General features: G+C 39.6%; 17 protein-coding genes. All 17 read left to right on the top strand.

All coding sequences use genetic code 11. From position 1 onward, the window contains the following. Positions 1-42 precede the first annotated feature (42 nt). Positions 43-2,154 (top strand): polyribonucleotide nucleotidyltransferase, encoded by a 2,112-nt coding sequence (gene pnp, locus M3Z76_RS05350; protein ID WP_293921281.1) that lies wholly within the window; start codon positions 43-45, stop codon positions 2,152-2,154. 86 nt (positions 2,155-2,240) lie between these two features. Further along, the gene (locus tag M3Z76_RS05355) at positions 2,241-3,467 is read left to right on the top strand and encodes a M16 family metallopeptidase (RefSeq protein WP_293921279.1); all 1,227 of its coding nucleotides are present in this window, start codon (positions 2,241-2,243) and stop codon (positions 3,465-3,467) included. A 153-nt stretch (positions 3,468-3,620) separates the two neighbouring features. After that, positions 3,621-3,884: a YlmC/YmxH family sporulation protein gene (locus tag M3Z76_RS05360; RefSeq protein ID WP_293921277.1), complete on the top strand. Its 264-nt coding sequence runs from the start codon at positions 3,621-3,623 to the stop codon at positions 3,882-3,884. After that, on the top strand, positions 3,881-4,669 hold the full coding sequence (locus tag M3Z76_RS05365) for a dipicolinate synthase subunit A (protein ID WP_293921275.1): 789 nt from the start codon (positions 3,881-3,883) through the stop codon (positions 4,667-4,669). Before M3Z76_RS05360 ends, M3Z76_RS05365 begins: the two co-directional genes overlap by 4 nt. After that, the gene (locus tag M3Z76_RS05370; RefSeq protein WP_293921273.1) at positions 4,642-5,229 is read left to right on the top strand and encodes a dipicolinate synthase subunit B; all 588 of its coding nucleotides are present in this window, start codon (positions 4,642-4,644) and stop codon (positions 5,227-5,229) included. The genes M3Z76_RS05365 and M3Z76_RS05370 overlap by 28 nt, the downstream gene beginning before the upstream one ends. Before the next feature lie 81 nt (positions 5,230-5,310). Continuing rightward, positions 5,311-6,351: an aspartate-semialdehyde dehydrogenase gene (locus M3Z76_RS05375; protein WP_293921271.1), complete on the top strand. Its 1,041-nt coding sequence runs from the start codon at positions 5,311-5,313 to the stop codon at positions 6,349-6,351. A 14-nt stretch (positions 6,352-6,365) separates the two neighbouring features. After that, positions 6,366-7,283 (top strand): 4-hydroxy-tetrahydrodipicolinate synthase, encoded by a 918-nt coding sequence (dapA, locus tag M3Z76_RS05380; RefSeq protein WP_293921269.1) that lies wholly within the window; start codon positions 6,366-6,368, stop codon positions 7,281-7,283. 194 nt (positions 7,284-7,477) lie between these two features. After that, a complete protein-coding gene (locus tag M3Z76_RS05385) occupies positions 7,478-9,145 on the top strand; it encodes a ribonuclease J (protein ID WP_293921268.1) in 1,668 nt (555 codons plus the stop codon). 189 nt (positions 9,146-9,334) lie between these two features. After that, positions 9,335-11,566, top strand: a complete 2,232-nt coding sequence (locus tag M3Z76_RS05390; protein ID WP_293921382.1) for an FtsK/SpoIIIE family DNA translocase — start codon at positions 9,335-9,337, stop codon at positions 11,564-11,566. A 179-nt stretch (positions 11,567-11,745) separates the two neighbouring features. Then, complete coding sequence (locus M3Z76_RS05395; RefSeq protein ID WP_293921381.1) at positions 11,746-12,474, top strand: GntR family transcriptional regulator; 729 nt, start codon at positions 11,746-11,748, stop codon at positions 12,472-12,474. Positions 12,475-12,528: 54 nt separating this feature from the next. Further along, positions 12,529-13,623 carry a BMP family lipoprotein gene (locus M3Z76_RS05400; protein ID WP_293921266.1) on the top strand — a complete coding sequence of 365 codons (1,095 nt, stop codon included), beginning with the start codon at positions 12,529-12,531 and terminating at the stop codon, positions 13,621-13,623. 589 nt (positions 13,624-14,212) lie between these two features. After that, positions 14,213-15,751: an ABC transporter ATP-binding protein gene (locus M3Z76_RS05405; RefSeq protein WP_293921265.1), complete on the top strand. Its 1,539-nt coding sequence runs from the start codon at positions 14,213-14,215 to the stop codon at positions 15,749-15,751. Position 15,752: 1 nt separating this feature from the next. Further along, complete coding sequence (locus tag M3Z76_RS05410; RefSeq protein WP_293921264.1) at positions 15,753-16,799, top strand: ABC transporter permease; 1,047 nt, start codon at positions 15,753-15,755, stop codon at positions 16,797-16,799. A 1-nt stretch (position 16,800) separates the two neighbouring features. After that, positions 16,801-17,763, top strand: coding sequence for an ABC transporter permease (locus M3Z76_RS05415; RefSeq protein ID WP_293921263.1), 963 nt, complete (start codon positions 16,801-16,803; stop codon positions 17,761-17,763). Positions 17,764-18,177: 414 nt separating this feature from the next. Continuing rightward, positions 18,178-19,458, top strand: a complete 1,281-nt coding sequence (yfmF, locus tag M3Z76_RS05420) for an EF-P 5-aminopentanol modification-associated protein YfmF (protein ID WP_293921262.1) — start codon at positions 18,178-18,180, stop codon at positions 19,456-19,458. After that, positions 19,445-20,743 (top strand): EF-P 5-aminopentanol modification-associated protein YfmH, encoded by a 1,299-nt coding sequence (yfmH, locus tag M3Z76_RS05425; RefSeq protein WP_293921261.1) that lies wholly within the window; start codon positions 19,445-19,447, stop codon positions 20,741-20,743. The genes yfmF and yfmH overlap by 14 nt, the downstream gene beginning before the upstream one ends. After that, entirely contained in the window at positions 20,743-21,465 is a 723-nt protein-coding gene (gene ymfI, locus M3Z76_RS05430) for an elongation factor P 5-aminopentanone reductase (RefSeq protein WP_293921260.1), read from the top strand. The genes yfmH and ymfI overlap by 1 nt, the downstream gene beginning before the upstream one ends. The last annotated feature ends 19 nt before the right edge of the window (positions 21,466-21,484 follow it).

The raw sequence follows: 21,484 nt of genomic DNA on the forward strand, positions 1-21,484 counted from the left end.
AAAAGCTGAAGTAGGGTGTAAAAGTAGAAAGGGGTTCATTAGATGAACGACAAAAAAGTCTATTCGTATGAATGGGCTGGCCGTCCACTTGTTGTTGAAGTAGGACAGTTAGCAAAACAAGCAAATGGTGCTGCATTAATTCGCTATGGCGAAACAGCGGTATTATCAACAGCTACAATGTCAAAATCACCAAAGCCATTAGATTTCTTCCCATTAACAGTGAACTATGAAGAGCGTCTATATGCAGCAGGTAAAATTCCAGGTGGCTTTATTAAGCGTGAGGGGCGACCTTCAGAAAATGCAATTTTAGCATCGCGTTTAATCGACCGTCCAATCCGTCCAATGTTCCCAGATGGCTTCCGTAACGAAGTACAAGTTATTTCAATGGTGATGTCAAATGATTCAGATTGCCCATCAGATGTAGCGGCAATGTTCGGTTCTTCATTAGCATTAGCTGTTTCGGACATTCCATTTGACGGACCAATCGCTGGCGTACATGTTGGCTATATTAATAATGAGTTTGTATTAAATCCAACAACAGAGCAAATGGAACAAAGCACAATCCATTTATCTGTAGCTGGTAATAAAGATGCTATTAACATGGTAGAAGCAGGCGCTCTAGAAGTACCTGAAGAAGTGATGTTAGAGGCAATTATGTTTGGGCATGAGGAAATTAAAAAATTAATCGCCTTCCAAGAGCAAATTGTCGCTGAAATCGGCAAAGAAAAAATTGCTGTTACGTTATATGAGCTAGATGCGGAATTAACAGCAGCAGTTAAAGCAGCCTGTGAAGCAGACATGAATGCGGCAATTCAAACAGTTGAAAAGCACGCACGTGAAGAAGCGATTACAGCGGTAAAAGAACGTGTATTAGCATCTTACGAAGAGCAGGAAGCTGATGACGAGACAATTAAGCAAGTAAAAGGCATTTTAGATAAAATGGTGAAGGATGAAGTGCGCCGCTTAATTACAGAAGATAAAGTGCGTCCAGATGGTCGTAAGCTTGACGAAATTCGTCCACTTTCTTCTGAAGCAGGCTTACTTGACCGCACACACGGCTCTGCGTTATTCACACGTGGTCAAACGCAAGCATTGTCAATTTGTACATTAGGTGCCTTAGGCGATGTACAAATTATTGATGGCTTAGGTATTGAGGAATCAAAACGTTTTATGCATCATTACAATTTCCCACAATTCTCTGTAGGGGAAACAGGCCCAATACGTGGCCCTGGTCGTCGTGAAATTGGTCACGGTGCGTTAGGTGAGCGTGCATTGCTAGCAGTGATTCCTGATGAAGTATCTTTCCCATACACAATTCGTTGTGTATCTGAAGTATTAGAATCAAATGGTTCAACATCTCAAGCTTCAATTTGTGCATCAACGCTTGCAATGATGGACGCAGGTGTACCTTTAAAAGCTCCTGTAGCTGGTATTGCAATGGGTCTTATTAAAAAGGACGAGCACTACTCTATTTTAACAGACATTCAAGGGATGGAAGACCACCTTGGTGATATGGACTTTAAAGTAGCAGGTACAGCTAAAGGCGTAACAGCATTGCAAATGGATATTAAGATTGATGGCCTATCACGTAACATTCTAGAAGAAGCGTTGACTCAGGCAAAAATCGGTCGTATGCATATTTTAGAGCATATGATGACAACATTAAATCAACCGCGTGCATCGCTTTCAAAATATGCACCGAAAATTATTACAATTAAAATCAACCCTGATAAAATCCGTGATGTTATCGGACCAGGTGGTAAGCAAATTAACAAAATTATCGATGAAACTGGCGTAAAAATCGATACAGAGCAAGACGGTACAATTTACATTTCTTCTGCAAATGAAGAAATGAACAATCGAGCAAAAGAAATTATCGAATCGATCGTACGCGAAGCGAAGGTAGGCGAATACTACTTATCAACTGTTAAGCGTATCGAAAAATTCGGCGCATTTTGTGAAATCTTCCCAGGTAAAGATGGTTTACTACACATTTCTGAAATTCAAGAAGAACGTACGAAAGCTGTAGAGGACGTATTAAAGCTTGGCGATCAATTGCTAGTAAAATGTATCGAAATTGACAACCAAGGGCGTGTCAACCTATCACGTAAAGTCGTGATTAAAGAGGAAAAAGAGCGCGCTGAGCAAGCATAATTATTAATGAACTAACAATATAAAGGACTGTACACTTTTTTGTACAGTCTTTTTTAGCTTGATTTAGATAAGAAGGAGAAAAGAAAATGACAGTGCAAGTAACAACGTGTAAAAATGGTGTGCGCATCGTATCAGAGCAACTTTCGCATGTACGCTCACTTTCAGTTGGTATATGGGTCAATGCAGGCTCTCGCTATGAGCTACCCAAAGAAAACGGTATTACTCATTTTATTGAGCATATGCTATTCAAAGGAACGACGACGAGATCAGCAAGGCAAATTGCGGAGTTATTTGACCGAATTGGTGGCGAAATTAACGCCTTCACCTCAAAGGAAAATACATGTTATTATGCCAAGGTGTTAGACCATCACGCTGAGCTAGCTGTAACGGTATTAGCTGATATGTTCTTTAATTCAACACTTACAGCAGAGGATATTGAGCGTGAGCGTCAAGTTGTATTAGAGGAAATTTATATGAGTGAGGATGCACCAGATGATGATGTACATGAAAAGCTATGGGCTGTCATGTACCCAAATGATGCATTAGGGCGTCCCATTTTAGGGACAGCTGAAACATTAGCAACTTTTGATGAAGCAATGATTCGTCATTATATGGCAAAGCATTATAGTCCACAAAATGTTGTTATTTCTGTAGCAGGCAATATAACAGAAGGGCTATTAGCAACGATTGAGCAGCTATTTGGACAGTTTCAAGCGAGCGTTGAAGCAGTGGAGCCAACTTTATCTTATCCCATCTTCACAGCTGGTGAAATCATCAAAGAACGAGATATTGAGCAGGCACATGTAGCCATTTCCTTCCCAGCAATCGGCGTGAAAAATCCTGATATTTATAGCTTAATTGCACTGAATAATATTATCGGTGGCAATATGAGCTCAAGGCTATTTCAAGAGGTACGTGAGGAGCGTGGCTTAGCTTACTCTATTTATTCTTACCAAACATCGTATGAGGATGTTGGCTCATTAACAGTTTACGGCAGCACGAGCAAGCAGCAGTTAAGCCAAATGCAGCATACAATTGATGCAACATTGCTTGATATCGTTGCAGGAGGCATTACAGAGCTAGAGCTGGAAAATGCTAAAGAGCAATTAAAAGGTAGCTTCGTGTTAGGTCTTGAAGGCTCAGAGGATCATATGAATCGCAACGGCTTGAATGAATTAATTCATCAACGTCATCGCTCTGTCGATGAAGTGCTTGCGTCTATCGATGCGATTTCGATGGACACAATTAATGAATTAATTACTGATATTTTATTGCAGGAGCCAGCGATTGCAATTATTGGACCAGAAAAATAAATACGTCTGAAATCAAGTTTTCTTTCTTGATTTCAGACGTTTTTTTAATGATTGATAAAAGAATTTTTTACTAACGATAAAATTCTCTTTTAGGCGAACGTTCAAATTGTACGATGCATATAGTATGGTGAAGCACTGAAAAGGAGGGAGAATATGCTTTTATCAGAGCTTGCTGACAAAGAGTTAATTGAAATGCAAAATGGTGTTCGCTATGGCTTTTTAGCGGATACAGAATGCTTGTTTGAGCCGACGACAGGAAAGATTATCGGCTTTGAGCTAATGCCACAAACAAAGCTTATGTTTCAAAAAAGAAAAGCAGGGGCAGCGTTTATACCTTGGGAGGAGATCGCCTTGATTGGTGAGGATCGAATTTTGTTTAATAAAACGACAACAACATTTAGAAGCTATGAGCAATGACAGAGCGCTGGTTAGTTGTTGGGACAGATGAGCGAATGAAAGTGCTAGCCAAAAATTTAGCTAGTGAGGAACGAACTGTTTTTTACAAAAATAAAACGAGCTGGGATGCAGAGTTGAATGCAACAGCTTTAGAGTTTCATCCAGACGTTGTTGTATTACCTATTCAGCCATTACAAATCGATGTGCAAATGGTACTTGGTATTCAAAAAGCATTAGTGCATGCTGGAAAGCTATCACCAGAATGGGAAGTCATTTTAAAGAAGCATACAGTACATCGCTATTTGCAACAAGAGGCGTTTATTTGGCAAAATGCAGCATTAACAGCGGAAGCCTTTTTAGCATATTACTATGAGGGTAAGCGAGCAGTGCGTCATAAGCGCTTTATTATTACAGGCTTTGGACGGGTAGCTAAAATGACAGCACATATGCTTAAAAATATGCAGGCGGATGTGATTATTTTTGTGCGCTCTGTGCCGCAGCATTGTGAAGCATTAGCGCTTGGCTACGAATCGTATTTATTAGATGAGCTACCATCTATTGAGGCAGAGGCTTTAATTAATACAATTCCAGCAAAGTGGTTAACACCAACGATGCGTGAGCAATTAGCAATGCCAATTTATGATTTAGCATCTGCGCCAGGCTGTATAACAGAAAGTGTTACACAGTATGAGCTGTTAGCAGGATTACCTGGGAAATATTTTAGCACGGATGCTGCGCATTTATTGAAAATAGCAATACTGGATTGGAGGGCGGAGCAATGCTTGAAGGAAAGCGCATTGGATTAGGCATTACAGCATCGCATTGCACATACGCCGATGTCGTGCCGAAAATTGAAAGCTTGAAGCAGGCAGGAGCGCAAGTTGTGCCAATTATTACACCATCTGTTTTACATGCTGCAACACGTTTTGGCACGGGGGATGAATGGGTTGCGAAAATAGAAGCAGCAACAGGGGAAAAGGTTGTTTCTTCCATTGTAGAGGCGGAACCATTTGGGCCGAAAAACCCGCTAGATTGTATGCTCATTGCACCAATGACAGGCAATTCTATTAGTAAATTTGCTAATGCTGCAACGGATAGTGCGGTATTAATGGCTGCTAAAGCAACTTTACGCAATGGTTCCCCTGTTGTGATTGGCATTTCGACAAATGATGGGCTTGGTTTAAATGGGCAAAATGTGATGAAGTTATTAAATGCCAAAAATATATACTTTATTCCATTTGGGCAAGATGATCCGCTACAAAAGCCAACATCAATTGTTGCTGATTTTTCAAAAATGGTGGAAACGGTTCATGGTGCAATTCATAAAAAACAATTGCAGCCGATACTTATACAATTTTTTAAATAATCAAATTAATCCTACACAACGACAAGGTTTTATGTTACAATATCCAACATTATGTAACTAGTTTTGAGGAGAGATGAGATTATGACGAAGCAATTGACAGTAGCTGTCGTAGGTGCGACAGGAGCAGTAGGCACAGCAATGATGGAGCATTTAAAGAAACGTAATTTTCCTATTAAACAAATTAAATTTCTAGCATCTGCACGTTCAGCAGGGAAGGAAATTCAGTTTAATAATCAATCATATACAATTGAAGAGGCAACACCAGAAAGCTTTGCAGGAGTGGATGTTGCATTATTTTCCGCAGGTGGCTCAGTATCAGCAGCACTTGCACCTGAAGCCGCAAAGCGTGGCGCAATTGTTGTAGATAATACAAGTCATTTTCGCATGGATCCAGAAGTGCCGCTAGTTGTACCAGAAGTAAATCGTCATGCATTAAAAGATATTCCAAAGGGGATTATTGCCAATCCGAACTGTTCGACTATTCAAATGGTGGCAGCACTACAGCCAATCCGTGAAAAGTTCGGCTTAACAAAAGTAATCGTATCTACATATCAAGCTGTATCAGGCTCGGGTATTGCGGCGATTGATGAGTTAAAAGCGCAAAGTGCACAGTGGGAAGCCGGAAAAAATGTTGAGGCACATGTTTTACCTGTAAAAGCGGATGAAAAGCATTATCCAATTGCACGTAATGTCATTCCACAAATCGATAAATTTACAGACAATGGGTATACGTATGAAGAAATGAAAATGATTAACGAAACAAAAAAAATTATGGAAATGCCTAAGCTACATGTTGCCGCAACTTGTGTGCGTGTACCAGTCGTATCAGGGCATTCTGAATCTGTCTATATTGAGCTTGAGCAAGAGGCGTCAGTGCAAGAGCTTTTTGACGTATTAAAAAATGCACCAAGCATTGTATTGCAGGATGATATTGCAAATCAACAATATCCAATGCCGATTTTTGCAGAAGGAGAAGACCCAGTATTTGTAGGTCGAATTCGCCAAGATTTAGATAATAAAAAAGGTTTCCATTTATGGATTGTATCAGACAATCTATTAAAAGGAGCAGCGCTAAACTCTATTCAAATTGTCGAAGCAATGTTGGAAGATAACTTATTATAAGAGGGTGTATGAAGATGAATTTAGGCCGAATTGGCACAGCGATGATTACACCGTTCAAAGAGGACGGAACGATTAATTATCCTGAGCTTGAGCGAATTATTAATTATTTAATCGACAATGGGACAGATAGCATTATCGCATGTGGTACAACATCTGAAAACCCAACAATGTCGACAGAAGAGAAAATTGAAGTTGTGCGCTTTACGGTGGAAAAAGTCGCTGGGCGTGTGCCTGTAATTGCAGGTACAGGGGACAATGAAACGGCATATTCCATTATGATGACACATAAAGCTGAAGAAAATGGTGCGGATGGTATTATGCTTGTTGCTCCGTACTATAATAAACCAAATCAACGCGGTATTTATGCCCATTTTGAAACGATTGCACGCGAAACGAAGCTACCAGTTATGCTATATAACGTACCAGGACGCACAGCAGTCAATGTGACATACGATACATCTGTTGCCTTAAGTAAAATTCCAAATATTTTATGGATTAAAGAAGCGAGCGGTAACTTAGACCAAATGGGCGACATTATTGAGAATGTTGATAAAGCAGATAATTTCCTAGTATATAGTGGTGATGACGGCTTAACATTGCCTCTTTTAGCAATTGGCGGAACAGGTGTTATTTCAGTTGCAGCACATGTTGTTGGTAATGATATGCAATTAATGATGCGTGCATTTGAAGAAGGCAAGCACGAATTAGCAGCTAAAATTCATCGTGCTCTATTGCCATTAGTACGTGCATTATTCGCACAGCCGAATCCATCACCAGTGAAATATGCAATGACGAAATTAGGATTTGATACATTGGCAGTACGTTTACCAATGATGGAAATGACAGATGAAGAAAAAGCAGCTTTCGATAAAATTTGGGATACGTATCAAGCTAAAATCACAGCAATTCGAGAAACGTTAGAGACAGTTTAACTTAGTTCAATCACGTTTCATAGGATTGGTAAAGTGTTTCAAAAATAGCAGAGGCTATCTGGAAAGTGGCGCATTCGCTTACTTTCTAGCTAGTCTCTTTTTTTGATGAATTTTTAATTTGTGCTAAATGGCAACAACACGTATAATGAGTGATAAGTGGTTGCTGTTCGGGATATTTTTTAGGAGGAAATTAAGTGACAAAAGTAAAAAATGAAGTAATCCGTATCGTCCCTCTAGGTGGGGTAGGCGAAATCGGAAAATCCATGTATGTAATTGAAATTGATGAGGAGCTATTCGTTGTCGACAGTGGGCTGATGTTCCCAGAAGATGAAATGCTTGGTATTGATATCGTCATTCCAGATATTACGTATTTAGAAGAAAACAAAGAACGTGTGAAAGGTATTTTCTTAACGCACGGACATGAGGATGCAATTGGTTCAATTGCTTACGTATTAAACAAAATTAAAGCGCCTGTCTATGGTTCAAAGCTGACAGTTGCACTTGCTAAAGAACATTTAAAAGAGATGCCTGCACCGCATCCAGTGAAGTTTTTCGAAGTAACGAATAAAAGTCGAATGAATTTCAATTCAACGTATGTAACATTTTTCCACACAACACATAGTATCCCCGATTCGCTAGGAATTGTGTTCCATACATCTGAAGGTGCCATTGTTCATACAGGAGAATTTAAATTCGATCAAGCAGCACAAGGAAAATTCAAGCCAGATTTAGCGACGATGGCAAAGCTTGGTGAAGAAGGCGTATTTATTTTATTATCTGAGTCAACTGAGGCAGAACGCCCAGGCTATACGACAAGTGAAGCGGTGATTAGCGAGCAGCTAGCAAAAACATTCCATTCTGCACAAGGAAGAATTTTAGTAGCGGTATACGCTTCAAACTTTATTCGTGTGCAACAGGTGTTTACACAAGCGCAAAAATCGTTCCGTAAAGTAGCGATTGTAGGTAAATCGCTAGAAAAGGTTGTTGAGCTAGGGACATCTTTAGGCTATTTAGATGTTGATGAGGATACATTAATTCCAGTAAGTGATATTCATAAATATCAAGATGATGAAATTATTATAATTGCAACAGGTAACCAAGGCGAACCACTTGAAGCGCTTGATAAAATTGTGCGCAAGCATCATCGAGATATTAAAATTAAACAAACAGATACAGTATTAATTACATTTACACCATCTCCAGGGATGGAAGTACAAATGTATAAAACGATGAACCAGTTGGCGAAAGCAGGTGCTCACGTACTGTCTGCGGATAAAAAGGTTCATGTTTCAGGACATGGCAGTCAAGAAGATTTGAAGCTTATGTTAAATTTAATGAAGCCGAAATATTTTGTGCCAATTCAAGGGGAATATCGCATGTTAATTGCCCATTCCAAGTTAGCACAATCATTAGGCATGCAAAAATCGCAAATATTTATTGCAGATAAAGGCGATATCGTAGAATATAGAAATGGCAAAATGCGCATGAGCGGTCGTGTACAAGCTGGCAATGTCTTAATTGATGGAATCGGTGTTGGCGATGTTGGCAATATTGTATTGCGCGATCGTAAACTGTTATCGCAAGATGGTATTTTCATTGTTGTTGTAACATTGAATCGAGCGCAAAAGAAAATTGCCTCTGGACCAGAAATATTGTCGCGTGGCTTCGTTTATGTGCGTGAATCCGAGGGGCTAATGATTGAAGCTGCTGATATTGCACGCGGTGTTATTGAGAAATACGTAAATAAAGAAACGTTTGAATGGACGAATATTAAACAAGAAATTCGTGACACGCTTAATCAATATTTATTCCAAAAAACGAAGCGCCGCCCAATGATTATCCCAATTATTATGGAATATTAAGCGAGGAAAGGATTTTCTTGTGCCAACTATGGCATAAGGGAATCCTTTTTTCAACTAGATAAATGTCATAGTTATTTAACAGGCGAATATCTCTGTGCTAGGTACATGGCAGAGCAAACGCTCTTTACAGGACACAACATGTCTGATATCAATCATCTTTTTCAAGCTAGCAAGAAAGGAACAGGTGAAATGGCAAACAATAAAGGAAAGAAAAAACAATTAAAGGCTGCTAAAAAAGAATGGCACCCGCTTGCCTATGAAATCGTAGGAATTTTATGTATTGCTTATGCAATTATTATTTATTTTGAATATGGTATTGTTGGCCGTTTTACGCAATCAATCGCTTTATTTTTATTTGGCAATTTGCATTTCGTTATCCCGTTTTTACTCGTATTAGTTGCATCGATGCTTATGGTAAGACGCCGTGGTGTCACAATGAAAAATCGAGTTGTTATTGGTGTATCACTCATTATATGTAGCCTTACTGTGTTTAGTCATAGTCTCCTTTTTGAGGAATTGCACAAAGCAAATGCACTTCTCTCCAATTCGGTTTTACGCGAAACATGGCGTCTTTTAATTGAAATGGACGGTGTTGCCAATAGAGGACAGGCGCTTGGTGGTGGCATGATAGGTGCATTGCTATTTAGCATACTTCATGTTTTATTTGATTCAACTGGTGCAAAGGTCACTGCATGGGTATTGCTGTTTATAGGTATTATATTAGTGACAGGTAAAGCGCTCGTTCCCTTCATTATTGAAAAAACACCTGCGATGAAGAAAAAGCTAACACCACAAAAGAAAGAAAAAAAGCGTCGTTCATCCAAGGCGGTAACTTCTGAAACTGAGGTGCTTGCAACAGAGGAAACGATTGTGCATGAAGAGCCGATTATTTCAGCCTTTACACAGCCGCAAATTCGCGAAGAAGAGCCTATCATGGAAGAAGTGGAAGTAATGGAGGAGGTACTTGAGGTGCCTGTGCAAATGAAGGAATCTGAAAGTCCGTATACATTGCCCTCTACACAGCTATTACAATTGCCTCCAGCGCATGACCAAAGTGGGGAATATAGCATTATTCAAGCAAATGCAAAAAAGCTAGAGCAAACACTGTTAAGCTTTGGTGTGAAAGCAAAAGTTGTACAAGTGCATTTAGGTCCTGCTGTCACAAAATATGAAGTATTGCCAGATGTCGGTGTCAAAGTAAGCAAAATTGTTAGCTTACAGGATGATTTAGCATTAGCGTTAGCCGCAAAGGATATTCGTTTAGAAGCACCGATTCCCGGGAAATCGGCTATCGGTATTGAAGTGCCAAACAATGAGGTGGCTATCGTTACATTAAGGGAAGTAATTGAAGTGCCTGATAATAGAGCGGCGAGCAAGCTATTAATTAGCTTCGGTCGAGATGTAACGGGACAGGCTATGCTTGCTGAGCTGAACAAAATGCCGCATTTACTCGTTGCTGGTTCAACGGGAAGTGGGAAAAGTGTATGTATTAACGGCATTATTATTTCGATATTGATGCGAGCGGCTCCACATGAAGTGCGCATGATGATGATTGACCCGAAAATGGTGGAGCTAACGGTATATAATGGTATTCCACATTTGCTTGCACCTGTTGTGACGGATCCACGTAAGGCTGCACAGGCATTGCAAAAAATCGTTTCAGAAATGGAACGCCGCTATGACTTATTCTCGCATACAGGCACACGCAATATCGAGGGTTATAATGAGCATATCGAACAGCATAATGCGATAAATACAGAGCAACAGGCAAAGCTACCATATATCGTTGTGATTGTAGATGAGTTGGCGGATTTAATGATGGTTGCATCAAATGAGGTAGAGGATGCGATTACACGTTTGGCGCAAATGGCACGTGCAGCGGGTATTCATTTAATTATCGCCACACAGCGTCCATCTGTAGATGTTATTACAGGGATTATTAAAGCGAATATTCCTTCACGTATTGCCTTTGCTGTGTCCTCGGCAGTTGATTCACGCACTATTTTAGATATGGGCGGTGCAGAGCGTTTGCTTGGACGAGGAGATATGCTCTTTTTACCGGCTGGAGCATCAAAGCCAGTCCGTGTGCAAGGTGCCTTTGTATCGGACAAGGAAGTAGAGGCTGTCGTTGATTTTGTCATAGAACAGCAAAAAGCACAATATGAGGAGTCGATGATTCCGACCGAAGTGCCTCAAACAGATGTGATGGAGGAGACGGATGATTTATATGATGAGGCGGTGATGCTCGTTATGGAGCAGCAAAGTGCCTCAGTATCCATGCTACAACGACGTTTTCGTATCGGCTATGCTAGAGCTGCACGCATTGTGGATCAAATGGAAATGCGTGGGGTAGTTGGTCCGCCGGATGGTAGTAGACCACGCCAAGTATTGATGGCAAAACATAGCATTTCAGGGGAATAGAGATAGTGGATTTTTCTGAATACTTTATTTTTGTTCAAAATTTAATGTAAAATTTACGATTCCGTCACACTTTTTAAAAAATGTATTTGCAAGCGCTAGCAAAAATGTTATATTGAAAACGAATTAGTAGGAATGTTGTACATCAGATGTCTGATCTCTTTGTTGGTGGTGGTGAAAAAGTGACAATTAAAACAGATCACCGTCATTTATACTTACAAGTGATCGATCGCTTAAAATCAGATATTGAAAAAGGAATTTATCAAGAAAATGAAAAATTACCTTCTGAATTTGAGCTATCTAAATCACTTGGAGTAAGTCGTGCCACTCTACGCGAGGCGCTACGATTGTTGGAGGAAGAAAACGTTATCATCCGTCGGCATGGTGTAGGAACATTTGTCAATCCTAAGCCAGTGTTTACTTCGGGAATTGAACAATTGTCGAGTATTTCATCCATGATTGAGCAAGCAGGAATGACACCAGGCACGATTTTTATAAAAGCAACAGAAGAAAAATCGACTGAGGATGATGTAAAGCGTTTTCAAACCAACAGTGATGACAATGTGATCACGATTGAGCGTGTAAGAACAGCGGATGGAGAGCCGGTTGTTTATTGTATTGATAAAGTGCCAGCTACCTATTTACCGCAGCAATTTGTTAATAATCAGGATATATCTCTTTTTTCAGCACTTGAAAAATCGGGTGCTATCCATGTCAACTATGCGGTCACATACATCGATCCAATAGGCTTTCATGAAGAGGTTTCGCCAATATTGGACTGCGGTCCAGAAACAGCGTTACTTGTTCTGAAGCAGCTTCATTATGATGATAATGATCGAGTAGTTTTATATTCTAAAAATTATTTTAGAGCTGATAAGTTCAGCTTCCATGTAGTAAGAAAAAGGGTGTAGAACAGATTTTATTTCCTGCTAATGACTAAAAAACCTTTCTGGGAGGATTCACTAATGAAAAAGCGTAAATTTGGTTTATTAATCTCTTCTGTTGTTGCAACAGGTGCAATTTTAGGTGCATGTGGTGCAGACGATGAGAAAAAAGAAAATGAAGGTACAAATGGTTCAACTGACAAAGGTTCTGAAACTTCAACAGGCGATTTTTCAATCGCAATGGTAACAGATACAGGCGGTGTTGATGATAAATCATTTAACCAATCTGCTTGGGAAGGTATCCAACAATTCGGTAAAGATAACGGTTTAGAAAAAGGCGATGGCGGCTTTGACTACCTAGAATCAAAACAAGATTCAGAATATAACACAAACTTAAATGCATTAATCCGTCGTGACTTCGATTTAGTATTCGGTGTAGGCTTCTTATTTGAAGATGCAATGGGTAAAATCGCAAGCCAACAAAAAGACGCACAATTAGCAATCATTGACGGTGTTGTAGATGCGCCAAACGTAGCATCTGTACTATTCAATGAGCAGGAAGGTGCATTCCTTGCTGGTGTAGCAGCTGCTAAAATGTCTAAAACAGGCAAAATCGGCTTTATGGGCGGATTAAAAATTCCTGTAATTGAGCGCTTCCACGCTGGGTTTATCGCAGGTGCAAAAGCTGCAAACCCTGATATTATCATTGAAGAAGATTATGCAGAGTCTTTCGACAAAGCAGATATCGGTAAAATGATTGCAAACCGTATGTACTCTTCGGGCGTAGATATTATTTTCCACGCTGCTGGTGGTGCTGGTAACGGCGTATTCACAGAAGCGAAAGAGCGTAAAGAAAAAGATGCTAACGCTGATGTATGGGTAATTGGTGTAGATAAAGACCAATACGAAGAAGGACAAGTTGGTGACCAAAATGTAACATTAACTTCAATGGTTAAAGGCGTAGGTAACGCAGTTATTGATATTGCAAACCGTACAAAAGCAGGCGACTTCCCTGGCGGTCAAACAACTGTTTATGGATTAAAAGAAGGCGGCGTAGGTCTTGCTGATTCTCGCGGTGCAATTACTGAGGATGTATTAGCAGTAGTTGAAGAATTCAAAGAAAAAATCATCGCTGGCGAAATCAAAGTACCGACACATCCAGATGATGTAAAATAATGAATTCATAATGAATGAAGGGATGTCAAGAAAGGCAAAACCTTTCTCGGCATTCCTTATCTTGGTTCAAAGGAAGGCTCTTTATCTTACATAGAGAGAGGATAAATACCGATATTTGTCCAATTTAAGGAGTGTCAAGCCACTCATTCTAATGGTTTTCTAAAAATGTGCGTGCTTCTGCGGTAGTCGCATAATCATGCTATTATCCTCGGCGCGTGGAGCTGTCTAAAAAGTCATTTTGAGACAGCTCCATTTTCTAGCTGTAAATAACAGCTAGAATTTGTAGAAAGCTATTGAATTATATTGTAGTAAGTTTGAAAGTTAATAGGTGGGGATGCCGGATGAATTGTGCTTACGGCTAACTCCAGTCCATTTTTACTCGAAGATGTTACAAAGTGTGGCGATTATTTAACATGACAGAAAAGTGTTGTGGTCGTCCAAATAATATGCTAATCGAGGTAAATCTATTATTTTAGCTTTTCCGACAAACCCATGTGTTAATTTTTAGAAACACAAACAAGCTCACGGTCTAAGCTGAGCAATTGTCTTTATATATTTAATTTAAATTGTGCCTAAAGGAGTGAAACGATTGGAATACGTGATCGAAATGCTAGGCATCCGTAAAGAATTCGGAGGCTTTGTAGCGAACAATAATATCACCCTCCAACTACAAAAAGGCGAAATTCATGCATTATTAGGAGAAAATGGTGCAGGTAAATCGACTTTAATGAACGTATTATTCGGACTTTATCAGCCAGAAGCTGGTGAAATTAAAGTGCGTGGGGAAGCTGTGAAAATTGCAGATCCGAACGTAGCGAATGATTTAGGGATTGGAATGGTGCATCAGCACTTTATGCTTGTAGAAAACTTTACTGTTACAGAAAATATCGTCTTAGGAAATGAGCCGACAAAACGTGGAACAGTCAATATTAAAGAGGCTGCTAAAAACATTGCGGCACTTTCTGAAAAGTATGGTTTAGATGTTGACCCTTATGCGAAAATTGAAGATATTTCTGTTGGTATGCAACAGCGTGTAGAAATTTTAAAAACATTGTATCGTGGTGCTGAAATTTTAATTTTTGATGAGCCAACAGCATCATTAACACCACAAGAAATTAAAGAGCTTATCGATATTATGAAGCGCTTAATCTCAGAAGGAAAGTCCATTATTTTAATTACGCATAAACTAAATGAAATTATGGAAGTATCTGATCGCGTAACGATTATTCGTAAAGGTGAAGGAATTGGAACTGTTGTAACAGCTGAAACGAATCCGGACGAATTAGCAGAATTAATGGTTGGTCGTCAAGTTGAGTTTAAAACAGAAAAATCGCCATCAAATCCAAAAGATGAAGCATTAAACATTCAAGATTTAGTTGTGCTTGATTATCGTGGGGTTGAAAAAGTAAAAAGCTTAAATTTAACTGTGCGTAAAGGTGAAATAGTAGGGATTGCAGGGATTGATGGAAACGGACAATCTGAATTAATCGAGGCAATTACAGGCTTGCGCAAAATTAAAAGCGGTAAAGTCGTATTAAATGGACAAGATGTAACGAATAAAAAGCCGCGTCAAATTACAGAAACAGGTATTGGTCATATTCCACAAGACCGTCATAAGCATGGCTTAGTGCTTGATTTTACAATTGGTCATAATATCGCTTTACAAACATATTACAAAGAGCCTATTTCGAAATATGGCATTATTGACTATAAAAAGATATCACAAAAAGCAAAGCAAGTGATTGAAGAGTTCGATGTGCGAACAGGGCATGGTGAGTCAACACCAGCGCGTGCATTATCGGGCGGTAACCAGCAAAAAGCAATTATTGGACGCGAAGTAGACCGCGATCCAGATTTATTAATTGCAGCGCTACCAACACGAGGCTTAGATGTTGGAGCAATTGAATTTATTCACCGTCGTTTAATTGAGCAACGCGATAAAGGGAAGGCCGTGTTATTAATTTCCTTTGAGCTAGATGAAGTAATGAACGTCTCTGACCGCATTGCCGTTATTTATGATGGGCAAATTGTAGATACATTAAATGCTAATGAAACAACAGAGCAGGAGCTAGGTTTATTAATGGCTGGTCAAACAAAAACGAAGGCAGCAAGGAAAGGGGACGAATAAAGTGAGCAATCGCACAATTAATATTCTCGTTCCTATAATTTCAGTTATTTTAGGTCTAATTGTTGGTGCAATTGTAATGGTTGTGACTGGCTACGACCCAATTAAAGGATATACTGCATTATGGAATGGTATATTTGGAGATATTTATACGATTGGTGAAACAATTCGCCAAATCACACCATATATTTTAGCTGGTTTAGCCGTTGCTTTCGCATTCCGAACAGGTTTATTCAACATCGGGGTGGAAGGGCAGCTTATTATGGGCTGGGCAGCAGCAACTTATGTTGGTTTTGCTATCGAAGGCTTACCCAAAATGATTCATTTGCCGCTAGCATTAATTGCAGCAGCAGCAGCAGGGGCTTTTTGGGCATTTATTGCTGGTTACTTAAAAGCGCGTTTTAGCATTCATGAAGTAATCGTTACAATTATGCTGAACTATACGGCGCTCCATATCGCCAATGCGTTGATTAAATCTTGGTCAGGTAGAGAGCGTACAGATAATATTGCTCAAACTGCTTCATTAAGCTCACCATGGCTTGAGGAGCTTACGCAATATTCTCGTTTGCACTGGGGGATCATTATTGCCATTGTCATGGTATTTATTATGTGGTTCATATTAGAGCGTACAACGTTAGGCTTTGAATTAAAATCGGTAGGTTTTAATAAAAACGCAGCTGAATATGCTGGTATGAGCGTAAAGAAAAATATTATTTTAGCGATGACAATTTCAGGGGTATTCGCTGGTTTAGCTGGTGCAATGGAAGCATTAGGTACATTTGGCTATATGGCGATTCGAAGCGGCTTTACAGGCATTGGATTTGATGGTATCGCCGTTGCATTACTAGGGGCAAATACGCCGCTTGGAGTTGTATTTGGTGCCACGCTATTTGGTGCATTGAAATTCGGTGCAACAAACATGCCGAATGCTGCAAACATCCCATTAGAAATCGTATCGATTATTATCGCATTAATTATTTTCTTCGTAGCATCAGGCTATGTAATTCGTCTTGCTTTAGAAAAGTTTGGAAAGAAAAAGGAGGGCAAATAATATGAGCTTTTTAGATATCTTATATTTTATCGTCCCTTCTGCTATATTTTACGCAGCACCTCTTATTTTTGCCGCAATCGGTGGCGTGTTCTCTGAGCGCTCAGGCGTTGTGAATATCGGTATCGAAGGTATTATGGTAATCGGTGCCTTTGTAGGGATTATTTTTAACTTATTTACGTATGAAACACTTGGAGGCTTTACACCGTGGGTAGCACTTTTAGTGGCAATGGTAATCGGTGCCTTGTTCTCATTACTATTAGCAGTAGCCGCAATTGCTTTCCGTGCTGACCAAACGGTAACAGGGGTAGCATTAAACTTATTAGGTATTGCAATAGCTCTGTTTCTAGTAAAAATGATTTTCGAAGGTCGTGGACAAACAGACTTCATTTCTGAACGTTTCCCACGCTTTGATGTACCATTATTAGCAGATATTCCGTTCTTCGGGCCTTTGTTATTCCATAATATTTACGGTACATCGATATTGGCATTTGCTGTCGCAATTTTGGCATGGTTCGTTATTTTTAAAACACCATTTGGTTTGCGCTTACGTGCGGTTGGGGAGCACCCAATGGCAGCTGACACAATGGGAGTTAATGTAACGAAAATGCGCTATATTGCCGTGATGATTTCAGGTGCTCTTGCCGGAATTGGTGGTGCGGTTTATTCACAAACAATTACGAATGACTTTAGCCACGCAACAATTAATGGACAAGGGTTCATGGCGATTGCTGCAATGATTTTCGGAAAATGGCATCCAATCGGTGCAATGGGTGCAGCACTGTTCTTCGGTTTAGCGCAGGCATTATCAATTGCTGGAAGCACAATTCCGTATGTAAAAGATATTCCACCAGTATTTTTAACGATTTTACCTTATGTGTTAACGATTTTAGCGTTAGCAGGATTTATCGGTAAAGCCAATGCACCAAAAGCAAGTGGCCAGCCATATATTAAAGGTAAGCGATAAAAGAGAGGGCTGTCTGGAAAGTAGGCTAACGCGCCACTTTTCAGACAGCCATTGCTGTTTTTGCAAGGTTAAAAATATTGGACTTAGCGCCTTCTCGCTAAGATTTAAAACAAATAAGTAAAACTTGGTTTCGGGCTGTTTGGAAGTGATTTTGGACTTTTCCGACAGCCCTTGTTTTTGTTTAATGAAAGTTTTTCACTAGGTAGCTGAGGCATAATTGAATATTGGGGTAGTCTAATAATAAATAAAAATTGTAGCATATTTGTTTCCTAATTACGCCATACTAAATAATAATTTTGCGCTTGGGTAGTATAAGCGTGTTATAGTAGAAATAAACATGGTTTTTATAAGGCTTGCATACGATAACGACAACATGTAATGAAGCTTGTGACTTTAGTCTAGGGAGGTATTTTTTTGTTTTCAACGACACAATTGGCGAAAGGTGTTTCGCTACATATTCGACAAACAACGCAATTCAAGACAGTGAATTTTTCTATTAAATGGCGTGCTGCATTATCCGAAAAGGATGCAGCACATCGCACTGTATTAACAAATGTGCTACAGCACAGCAATGAAAAATTTACAACATCTGCTGCGTACCGCAGCTATTTAGATGATTTATTTGGTACAATGCTTTATTTCGATACGTCAAAGCGAGGAAATGAGCATACTGTACTGATGAATGTAGAAGCTGTAAATGACCAATATTTAGCACAAAGTAATGTATTAAACGAAGTGCTAGAATTATTGCACACAGCTATTTTCAAACCAAATCTACAAGATGGTGCTTTTGTCGCATCCATTGTAGAGCGTGAAAAAGATATGGTGATGCAACGTATCCATTCAGTTTTTGATGACAAGGCACGTTATGCACAGCAGCGATTAACACAAATTATGCGTCCGAATCATGCCGCTTCCATTTCGGCGAACGGTACGATTGAAACAGTTGCTGCAATTACACCTGAATCCTTGAAGGAGGCATATGAACATATGCTGGCACATGATATCATCGATATTTATGTAGTTGGCGATATTGATGAAGAGGCGATGATTGAAAAGCTACGTCAAGTACTGCCATTTGCTGATCGTGAACTGCACGAAAAAGAAATGCTTGTTGCGCTTAACCAGCCAGGTGATAGCTATACGAAAGAGCAGCAGGATATGAAGCAAGGTAAGTTACACATTGGCTATAGTACACCTGTTTTATTTGGTGATGCAGATTTCCCGAAAATGCAAATTTTTAATGGGATTTTCGGGGGCTATGCGCATTCAAAGCTTTTTATGAATGTGCGTGAACGCGAAAGCTTAGCTTATTATGCATCGAGCTCCTATGCATCGCATTATGGTCTTATCTTTGTTGTTTCAGGCATTGAGCCAAACAATGAGAAAAAGGCGATTGAAGTTATTGACGAGCAGCTTGTTGCGATACAAAATGGAGAAATTACAGATTTAGAATTAACACAGACGAAGGCAATGCTGATTAATCAATTAAAAGAAGCATTAGATTCTGCACGCGGGCAAATTGAAATTTATGACCAATATAAAAACTTAGCTACAGCATTTTCTGTAGACGAATGGGCAAAAAATTGGCGCGATGTAACGAAGGAAGATGTACAGAAAATGTCGTTAAAAGTAAAACGCGAAGCAATTTATTTCCTATGTGGCAAGGAGGAGCAGGAAAATGCAAGCAATTGAATTTAAACAGCTAGATGAAACGCTTTATTACAAAAAGCTAGAGAATGGCTTAGATGTTTATATTTTGCCGAAAAAAGGCTTTTCCAAGGCGTTTGTAACATTTACAACAAAGTATGGCTCGATTGATCGCTCGTTCGTGCCAATTGGTGAAACAGAGCCGATTACCGTGCCAGATGGCATTGCTCATTTTTTAGAGCATAAAATGTTCGAAAAGGAAGATGGCGATGTATTTCAAAAATTTAGCGAAGTAGGTGCTCAGGCAAATGCTTTCACTTCATTTACGCGCACATCCTATTTATTTTCGGCAACAGACCATATTTATAAAAGCACAGAAACATTGCTCGATTTTGTACAAGAGCCTTATTTCACAGAGGAAACGGTGAATAAGGAAAAGGGTATTATCGGTCAAGAAATTACGATGTATGATGATTTACCAGATTGGCGCTTATATTTTGGCACGATTGAAAACATGTATCATCAGCATCCAGTGAAAATTGATATCGCAGGTACAATTGAGTCAATTGACCATATTACAGCAGATCATTTATACACTTGCTATAATACTTTTTATCATCCATCTAATATGCTGTTATTTGTTATCGGTGCTGTCAATCCTGAGGAAATAATGGCGGTTATTGAAGAAAATCAAAAGCGCAAAACATTCCCACAGCCAACACCGTTAACACGTATTTTTGAGGAAGAGCCGACAGATGTTGCTGTAGCAGAACGTGTCCTGCATATGGATGTACAAAAACCGAAAGTTTATGTTGGCTTAAAAGCGAAGCAAACGGATTTGTTAGGAGAAGAGATGTTAAAGCATGAGCTTGCTGTCCAGATTGGTTTGGAATGCTTATTTGGTCGTGCCTCTGATTTTTATACGGAAATTTATGAGGATGGTTTAATTGATGAAACGTATTCCTATGATTTCATGTTAGAGCAAGGCTACGGCTTTGCACTAATCGGCTCCGATACACCGAAGCATGAAAAGCTTGTCGAAGCCATTAAAGCACAGCTTGCTGAAGCACAGCAAAAAGCATTATTTACAGCGATTGATGTGGAGCGTATTAAACGCAAAAAAATAGGATTTTTCCTACGTGCATTAAACTCTGTTGAATTTATTGCAAACCAATTCACACGCTATAAATTTAATGACATGAATTTATTTGATGTTGTGCCAGTGCTTGAAAAGATTACTGTGGAAGACGTTGCAGAGGCTTTCAAAACAATTCAAGATGAGGCACAGCAAACTGTCTTTAAAGTTTTACCCGTAAGCGAGCGCAAATAATGAAAAAATATGCATTAGTTTGCGGTGCTTCAGGTGAAATTGGCACAGCTATTTGCCAGCATTTAGCACAGCAAGGGTGGTCGCTTTATGTGCATTATGCGACACAGCCAACGACGGAATTAGTAGAGAAACTAACAATCGAATTTCCGCAGCAAGAGTTTTTCAGCGTGCAGGCAGATTTTACAGATGAGGATGCCGCAACACATTTAGCACAACAAATTTTTACGCTACAAGCGATTGTTTTTGCCAATGGTCATGCATTATATGGCTTGCTTGAAGATATTTCTGCTGTGAAGATGCAAGCATTATGGCAAGTACATGTGCAAACGCCAATGCTTATTTTACAGCAGCTTGCCGCTAAGCTACGTGTAAATAGCGTAAGCTATGTGCTATTTATCGGCTCCATTTGGGGAGCGGCAGGGGCAGCAGGAGAAGTTGTCTACTCTGCTGTCAAAGGAGCACAGCATAGCTTTGTCAAGGCATACGCACAGGAAGTAGCCTATAATGGTATTCGAGTAAATGCCATTGCACCAGGCTTTATCGATACTAAAATGAATGGTCATATTGATGCCGTAGAGCGTGAGCAGCTTGTAAGTGAAATTCCACTGCAACAGCTAGGCACAGCGGATGACGTAGCGCGGTTATGTGCCTTTTATATAAGTGGTCAGGCGGACTATGTGACAGGTCAAATCATTCATTTAAATGGTGGTTGGTATATATAGAGGCCCCTTTGCCAATACT

Source organism: Metasolibacillus sp., from assembly GCF_025291715.1.
Classification (GTDB): domain Bacteria; phylum Bacillota; class Bacilli; order Bacillales_A; family Planococcaceae; genus Metasolibacillus; species Metasolibacillus louembei.